This window comes from Anaerobacillus alkalidiazotrophicus (assembly GCF_001866055.1).
The window spans coordinates 102,732-110,342 of the sequence record NZ_MLQS01000024.1 but is presented as its reverse complement, the minus strand read 5'-3'; the positions used below and the strand labels follow the sequence as shown (position 1 = coordinate 110,342).

The 7,611-nt window shown below is 34.4% G+C and carries 6 protein-coding genes; 4 read left to right on the top strand and 2 right to left on the bottom strand.

Annotation, left to right across the window (positions count from 1 at the left end; all coding sequences use genetic code 11):
• On the top strand, positions 1-130 hold a 130-nt coding region (locus BKP45_RS21735), incomplete at its 5' end, for a transposase (protein WP_139193806.1).
• Positions 131-1,295: 1,165 nt separating this feature from the next.
• Here the strand turns inward: BKP45_RS21735 and feoB are convergent.
• Together feoB and BKP45_RS15440 are read right to left on the bottom strand one after the other, a co-directional pair.
• Positions 1,296-3,287: a ferrous iron transport protein B gene (gene feoB, locus BKP45_RS15445; RefSeq protein WP_071390591.1), complete on the bottom strand. Its 1,992-nt coding sequence runs from the start codon at positions 3,285-3,287 to the stop codon at positions 1,296-1,298.
• A gap of 16 nt (positions 3,288-3,303) precedes the next feature.
• The gene (locus BKP45_RS15440) at positions 3,304-3,525 is read right to left on the bottom strand and encodes a FeoA family protein (protein WP_071390590.1); all 222 of its coding nucleotides are present in this window, start codon (positions 3,523-3,525) and stop codon (positions 3,304-3,306) included.
• Between the two features lie 422 nt (positions 3,526-3,947).
• On the opposite strand from BKP45_RS15440, the gene BKP45_RS15435 reads away from it, so the two are divergent.
• The 3 genes from BKP45_RS15435 (at position 3,948) to BKP45_RS15425 (ending at position 7,562) form a co-directional block, all read left to right on the top strand.
• Entirely contained in the window at positions 3,948-5,330 is a 1,383-nt protein-coding gene (locus BKP45_RS15435) for a sensor histidine kinase (protein WP_456061773.1), read from the top strand.
• Entirely contained in the window at positions 5,331-5,984 is a 654-nt protein-coding gene (locus tag BKP45_RS15430; protein ID WP_071390588.1) for a response regulator, read from the top strand. It abuts the gene before it with no gap.
• Positions 5,985-6,152: 168 nt separating this feature from the next.
• Complete coding sequence (locus tag BKP45_RS15425; protein ID WP_071390587.1) at positions 6,153-7,562, top strand: hypothetical protein; 1,410 nt, start codon at positions 6,153-6,155, stop codon at positions 7,560-7,562.
• Positions 7,563-7,611: the final 49 nt, after the last annotated feature.

Here is a 7,611-nt window from a genome sequence, read left to right as displayed (position 1 = left end):
TTTGGAAGGGATAAATAATTCTACAAAAGTCTTAAAAAGAAATGCTTTTGGCTTTAGAAATTTTGATCGGTTCCGAGCGAAAATATTATTGTCACATCAGTATAAAAGAATAGGGTCTCATGTCGGATAGTAGGCTTTAGTATAAAACCCTTATCATTTTTCGAGGGAATTCCCTCGAAAAATGATAAGGCCACCAAGCGTAGCGCGGTAGCCTAAGATCTATCTACCCCAACATTTGACGTAGAACCATTTAAATTTGATGAAAAGAAGAAAAAATAATATGTTACTTAACAAACTAAAGCATTCCTAGAAGAATAATCTAAAATAGCAAAGAACACCAAAGTCATATTGAAAAGTTTCGAAAATAAAAAACATCAAATTTTTTTGGTTCTCGATTCTTTGGTTAACTGTTTTTAATACAGTATAATTATTAAGTAGAAACAATAAAATGAATTGGAGGTAAGTTTAATGAAAAAGTTAGACGGATATAGAGCAAAGGCTTGTGATGGTGCTCATATCACTTCAAAAGATTGATTAAGTGGACACCAGTTCCGTTATTTCAATAAAACGCGCGATTCTTGGAAGTTATCGGACATCAGATCCTTTATTTTGTATGATGAGTGTCATTTCTTAAAGGATTTAAGCAAATAGCGGAACCACGGTCCGAAAATGGCAAAAAATTGATGGAATTCTTAAAATAACGTACTCAGAGTCCGCACCCCCTCCTTAACAAACGTCCAAAAGCTAATCACGAGAAAGTACACCCTCACAGTGCAAAATTTAGTACAAACTGCCTCAAAACTTTTACAAAAAACTATGAATAATTTTTCTAACCTTGTCGAAAAGTAAAAATTTAATATTTTTTATCCCACTCTTAAGGGGCAAGTAAGACCCCCACCTCAAAACTTAAGAAAATCGAGAAGTTTAGGTGGGGGATAAACTGCCCCTAAAGGTCCGATATAGAATAACTTTCATCAGTGAAGCTGATGATTAGTTATTCTTATGCCCGTGGTATAAGTTGAACTAACAATCAGTGGGGGATGAAGGAAAACCCCCACTGATTGAAGTTCAGCTTTATTAATTGAAATGGATAGAGTTACGCTAATTTTAGCCCACTCAGATTGCATTAATTTGTTTTAACCTACAATCTAGGCTTACACTGATCCGTACGATCCACAAAGCAACTTAAACAGCTTCCTGTGCAGCTCTCAAGTCTAATTAACAACGTATTACAACGCGGGCACTTTAACATAGCAGAAGATATTGTTAATCTACATGTTGAGCAAGTAATGGTCTTAGGCTGATTTTTTGTATTCATCCCCCTGAACACTTCCTTTTACGGTAATAACACGGATCGCAAACTTGATGACTAAACTTAAAACAACAAAGAATAGAATCGTGACTAATACTTGTACTGGTTCAGATAAATTATGGGCCATTGAAAGTATTTTAAAAAGGGTACCACCGACAACAAAACTGACGCCAAACGTACTAAGCCACATAATTAGAGCTTCTTTTTTCGCGCGTTCTTTAAAAATGATTAAAACAGAAGCAATACAAGGAACAAATAAAGTAATCGTTAATAATGCAACAACGGTTTGAACTGCCGTTAAAGATAAATCATTTAAACCAGCTGCACCAAAGTCACGTCGAACAATTCCCATAATAAAAGCGGTTGACGCTTCAGCTGGTAAGCCAAGCCAATTCACCGTTAACGGTCTTAAGAATGCAGAAATTTTCTCTAAAATCCCTGTAGTTTGTAATGCTGTAATAATAATGGCACCAATGGCAAACAAAGGTGTAGCTTCCTTTAAAAAATGAACGGTTTTAATCGTCGTTTTTTTCAGTACATTCACTGGTCTTGGCACCCTCATAGGAGGAATATCGATGAGTAAGGAAGTAGCTTCTCCTTTTAAGGCAGCATCCAAAATTTGGCCTACAATAACTAAAATAAGTAAGAGTACTAAAAAGTATAAAATAGTATAGCTAGTGCCAACTCCAGCGAGTAAAGCAAAGATGACTGCTAGCTGAGCTGAACAAGGAATGGCAAGACCTAATAAGTAGATGGCAATTCGTTTTTCACGCTTACTTCCTAAAAGTCTTGTTGTTAAGGTAGCCATTGTGACACAGCCTAACCCTAAGATCATAGGAATAATCGCACGCCCATTTAAACCGATATTTTGCATAAGACGATCGACTAACGTAGCTAACCTCGGTAAATAACCACTGTCTTCAAAAATAGCTAAAAATAAATAAAAACTAAATACTAACGGTAAAATAAGACCTAATACGTAAATAATGGTCATCGTTAATAATCCGAATTCACCAACTAAAAAGCTACCGAGTATCCCCTCTTCACTAATGTTTAAGGTTTCAGTAAACAGAGAAACAATAAAGGGTTCATAATATTCTCCCATAATAATGTCCTCAGTGATTTCAATAACCCCTTCAGCTACAAATACACCGATGACTTGATACATTAAAAATAACATCAAGATTAAAAAAGGAATTCCATAAAGTGGGCGGATTAACGCACGTCCAATGATTGTACCTATTTTCGAAGTAGTATCGTTTTTTTGAACGATACCGAGAGTGAGATTGTCTACATGTTTACGTCGAGCGGTATAGATCGTTTCTAATTGAGAAGGTACGTTAACTGGCAACTGTTCAGAAATGGTCGAATCACCTTCTAGCAAAAGTAACTTTTCGGCTTGATTTGCTTCAATCTCACTGACTTCTTTTAATTGCTCTAAGACTAAAGGAGTAGCATTCCCTGGTTTGGCAGTTTTTATCGTTTTTTTCAAGGTTTCAATTCCGGTTCCTTTAATCGCTACAACTTCGACAACAGGTACACCTAATTTTTGTGATAACTTGTTGGAATCAATCTCAATTCCTTGTTTTTTTGCTTCGTCGATCATATTTAAAACAACTACGACAGGTTTTCCGGTATCAATTAAATGCTGTGTTAAAAACAAATCTCTTTCAATATTTGTTGCATTAATAACGTTGATAATACGATCAGCTTGAATGATGAAATCGCGCGCAACTCGTTCCTCATCATTAAACGATGAAAATCCGTAAATCCCCGGACTGTCAATGATAAGGTCATTATTTAGTTTTCCATGATATAAATCTAGTGTTGTTCCAGGGAAATTAGAGACATCCACGTAAATATTCGTTAATGCATGAAAAATAACGGATTTCCCTACGTTTGGATTTCCCACTAAAGCGATCCATTCAGAATGAGGTTCTTTCTTTAATGGTAATGGTGTACAATGACAATTCAATCTTTACTCCACCTTTCTAAACTTGTTTGGAAATGGTGATGACGTTAGCCAACTCTCTTCCAATGGCAATTTCTTGATTTCCTTTTCGAATAATGATGGGACCTGCAGGAATGACTTCACAACATTCAATACTTTGGCCAACACCGATACCAAAGCGAAGTGCTTCAATTCGTAATGTAGGGTGATCAATCTTAGAAACAATTCCTTTTTGCCCGCGTTTTAATAATGACAACAACATAGCTAAACCTCCTTCTTATAAAGATGAACTTCAATCATTGGGGGTATTACTGCCCATTAAGAGTGGGATAAATTACTAAATACAAGGATGAACAAAAGTGCGATCTAGTGATTATTATTATCAATTATAGGTTACTTTTTAGATTAATCTATTGAAGTTTTGGTGACGTTTTTTTGTAAAAAGAATAAAAGGGAGATAATTTGCTATTAATTTTGTACAATTTAATAAAGGAGTGCAAAAAAATACTAGCGTTATGCAAGTAATGATATTATTTCGATTAAAATGACAAAGAGAGTGGTGAAAGATAAAAATAGAAATACGGTTCGTGAACAATAAACTAAAAAAATGAAAGTTAAAAAGGAGTTTTGCTTTTGGCAAGCTTTTTCGAGTTAAATACAATTATTATTATCTTTCTTTATGGAATGATCTTTTTTTTAATGGGGTTTGGAATTTTATTGAAAAATAAACAACATAGCCGTTTCAAATTAGTGAAAGCATTGAAATGGCTAGCGCTTTTCGGACTTATCCATGCAATCGCAGATTGGGGACACTTATTTATTCCTTTACAAAGGGATTATTCAAGTCCAGAAGTTTACATGACTTTAAAAATAATTAGGATTATCATTAATACCGCTTCATTTGTGTTCTTATTACAGTTCGGTCTCTCACTCTTAATACTTACAAAAAAAATACCGGAAAAACTAAAATATTTACCGGTTGTTTTATTTTTTCTTTGGCTTACTCAATTTCTAACTTACCATACACTCTTTACTATCCCAGAAAATGAACTATTATGGGNCAGAGTTAGTGATATTTGGTCAAGATATCTTTTTGCTTTACCTGGGGCGCTTTTAACAGGCTATGGAATTTATATTCAAAAGCAAGAGTTTATTGACTTTGGTCATAAACAGTTTATTAAAGTTTTAACGCTTGCAAGTACTTCTTTCTTTATTTATGGGATTGCAGGAGGTTTGTTCGTTCCAGAAGGTCCTGTGTATTTTGCTGGAATCATTAATTCTAAAATATTCTTTCAAGTTACAGGGATCCCAATTGAACTTATTCGTGCAACTAGTGGATTATTAATGACTATTTCCGTTCTTAAATTAATCCAAGTTTTTGATCAAGAGTACCTTGAACGACTGAGAGAAAGTCATAAAGAAAAAGCGGTTTATGAAGAGAGAAACCGTTTTGCTCAGGATCTACATGATGGCATTATTCAATCAATGTATGCGATGAACCTACAATTGGATGTTGTAAAGCATTTACTGGATAGAGATCCTGAAATGGCTAAAGAGAAGTTAGATGTTTGTTTAGAAAAAAGAAATCTAATTATTACACAGATTCGAAGCTATATTGGTGAGTTACGAAGATCTACTGAAAAAAAACAAACATTAAAAAGTCGGGTTGAAGAAGTTTTTGAAGAATTAAATATTGACGAAATCATTGATTTTACTTTTCATTACGATTACAAAGGATATGAAATTCCGATAAAAATTAAATATCATATTTCACACATTATTAAAGAGGCGGTAACAAATGTAATTAAGCATGCCCAAGCAACTACATTAGTCGTTCATATTAGTGGGAAAGATGATTTACTTATTATTGAAATCAAAGATGATGGAATCGGGTTTTCTACAAACTCAATACTGTCAAAAGAAAAAAATAGCTTAGGATCAAAACAAGGTTTAAAAAACATGAAAGAACGAGTTCAAGCCATAAACGGTCAATTAAAATTAAAGTCTCATAAAAAGAAAGGGACGAACATTTTTATTAAAGTTCCAGTAGAAGGAGAGGGCGCTTAAATGGTCAAGTTGTTGATTGTCGATGATCACGAGGTAGTTAGACTTGGATTAATTAGTTTATTACAATTGCAGCCAGAATTTGAAGTGGTTGGAGAAGCAAGTATGGAAGAAGAAGCTATTACACAGGCAATACGTTTAAAGCCAGATGTTATTTTAATGGATGTAAAATTGTCGATGGAAGCAAGTGTTTCAAAAGACAGTGGAATCATAGCCTGCCAAAAAATTAAAGAGAAACTTCCAGAAGTAAATATTATCATGCTAAGCTCCTTTGCTGAAGATGAATCCATCTTTAATTCTATTATGGCTGGAGCTAGTGGCTACTTATTAAAAGGTTTAGATAGTAAAGAATTAATTCGTTCGATTAAATTAGTTGCAGAAGGTAAGTCTTTGTTAGATCCAGAGATTACCGCAAAGGTTTTTCGGAAAATGAAAGGAATGACGGAAGAACACCAAATACTAAAAGATTTAACGAAACAAGAAAAGGAAGTATTAAAACTACTTTCAAGAGGATTAACGAACAAAGAAATTGCAGTTGAAATGCACTTGGTAGAGAAAACCGTTCGTAATTACGTTAGTACCGTATTGTCAAAGTTAAATGTAAACAATCGTGTAGAAGCAGCTACGTATTGTCATAAACACAAGCTCTTTGAGTAAATGTCCTTGAAATTCAAGGACATTTTTTCATGCTTTAAGGACAATTGTCCTTGTTCTTTCGTGTTATTTTTCCTGACAAAGTAAGGGGTAAAGCCTCTAAAGAAACCAAAGCATTTGTTTCATAATAAATGTATAAGTTAAAAGAATTTATATAAGGAGGCAAATAAAATGAAAACAAAGATGTTAGATAATGCGAGAATGTTTCCTTGGGTTGCTTTTGTCCGTATCTTTTTAGGTGGTTACTGGTTATACGAAGTAACGATCGGTCATAACTGGAAAACAGGAAGTTTTACCTCAGGTCCCCATCCAGGGTGGTTTGGTCCGGAAGCGGGAAGTTATTTAATTGAGCAAGGGAACGCAGGAATAGAAGCAGGAACTTGGAATTGGTTTGGTTGGGTGTTAGAAAACATATTTTATCCTAATGCTGTTGCTTTGAGTGCATTTGCTACAGCAGTGCAAATTTTATTAGCGTTAGCATTTATTTTTGGATTATTTAATAGACCAATGGCGTTACTAGGACTAGGAATGGATTTATTTATTTACTTTTTAGGAAATTCAAGAATTCCACCATTTTTCACGATAGGACATTTGTTTGTACTGTTTACAAATGCTGGCTTGTACTATGGAGTAGATGGTTGGTTAATGAATAAATATGAAAATGTAAAAACGGGCTCCGCTAAGTTGATAAAGTCGTTGATTACATTTGATTTCATCACACCAAAAATGAGAAAAGTAATTGCTTCTGTTTGTGGGATCTTAGCATTTTATTATTTATTAAAAGCTAATGTAATCGAAACTGGAAAAATAACAATGGTTAGTACGGACTTAGCTGTACTATTTGGATTTACAGCTTATGGGATGTTTGTTTTCCGTGAAGGTATGAGTAAAATCGCTCTTACAACTTCATTATTAAGAATTTGGTTAGGATACCGATTATTGCATGAGATATTTGTCAGAGAAGTACCAGCTGTGAACGGTTTACCAGGTTGGGGCTCTGGTGAGCAATTAGCTGAGGTTTTCCAATTTATCGTTGAGCAGCATTGGGGAGTATTTGGTTCGATTGTAGAATTAGCATTTTTACCTTTCGCAAGCTTTTGGGCAATTGCTTTCGCAATCATTCAAACAGCTGTTGCGGTTATGTTCATACTTGGTATACGTACACGTTTAGCTAGTAAACTGATCGCGATAATGTTAACGGTCTTAATTTTGATTGGATTTACTCGTTATGCTCCATTTGTTTTAGGATACGTAGTAGCAGTACTAACTCTAAATGGTGGCAGCATGTTAAGCTTCGATCAATATAAAAACGATGAACCAATTTATGGAATTAACATATCGGATAAAATTGTATATGCACTCTTTGCTATAGCTCTTATTTCTGTAATCGCTGCTAATATTGACGGAATATTACCAGATGGTTATAAGACTAGTATGGGGCCAGTAATGGGAGCGATGGTAGCTATGCTTGCTACGATGTTTGGGATTTCTGGATGGTTACAAAACCAACAAACAGTCTCTAATAATAAATTCGCAAAGTTAACTTATGAGTCAGAAGTTAACATGCAGGTGGCTAGCTAGTAAAGAATAATTTTATAGAGTGTTTGAAATAGAAATAAGTTTCCGTTGA

Bases quoted from the DNA above. Each gene is read 5' to 3' on its own strand.
- BKP45_RS15425 (WP_071390587.1), top strand. From the start codon at position 6,153: ATGAAAACAAAGATGTTAGATAATGCGAGAATGTTTCCTTGGGTTGCT.
- BKP45_RS15440 (WP_071390590.1), bottom strand. From the start codon at position 3,525: ATGTTGTTGTCATTATTAAAACGCGGGCAAAAAGGAATTGTTTCTAAG.
- BKP45_RS15430 (WP_071390588.1), top strand. From the start codon at position 5,331: ATGGTCAAGTTGTTGATTGTCGATGATCACGAGGTAGTTAGACTTGGA.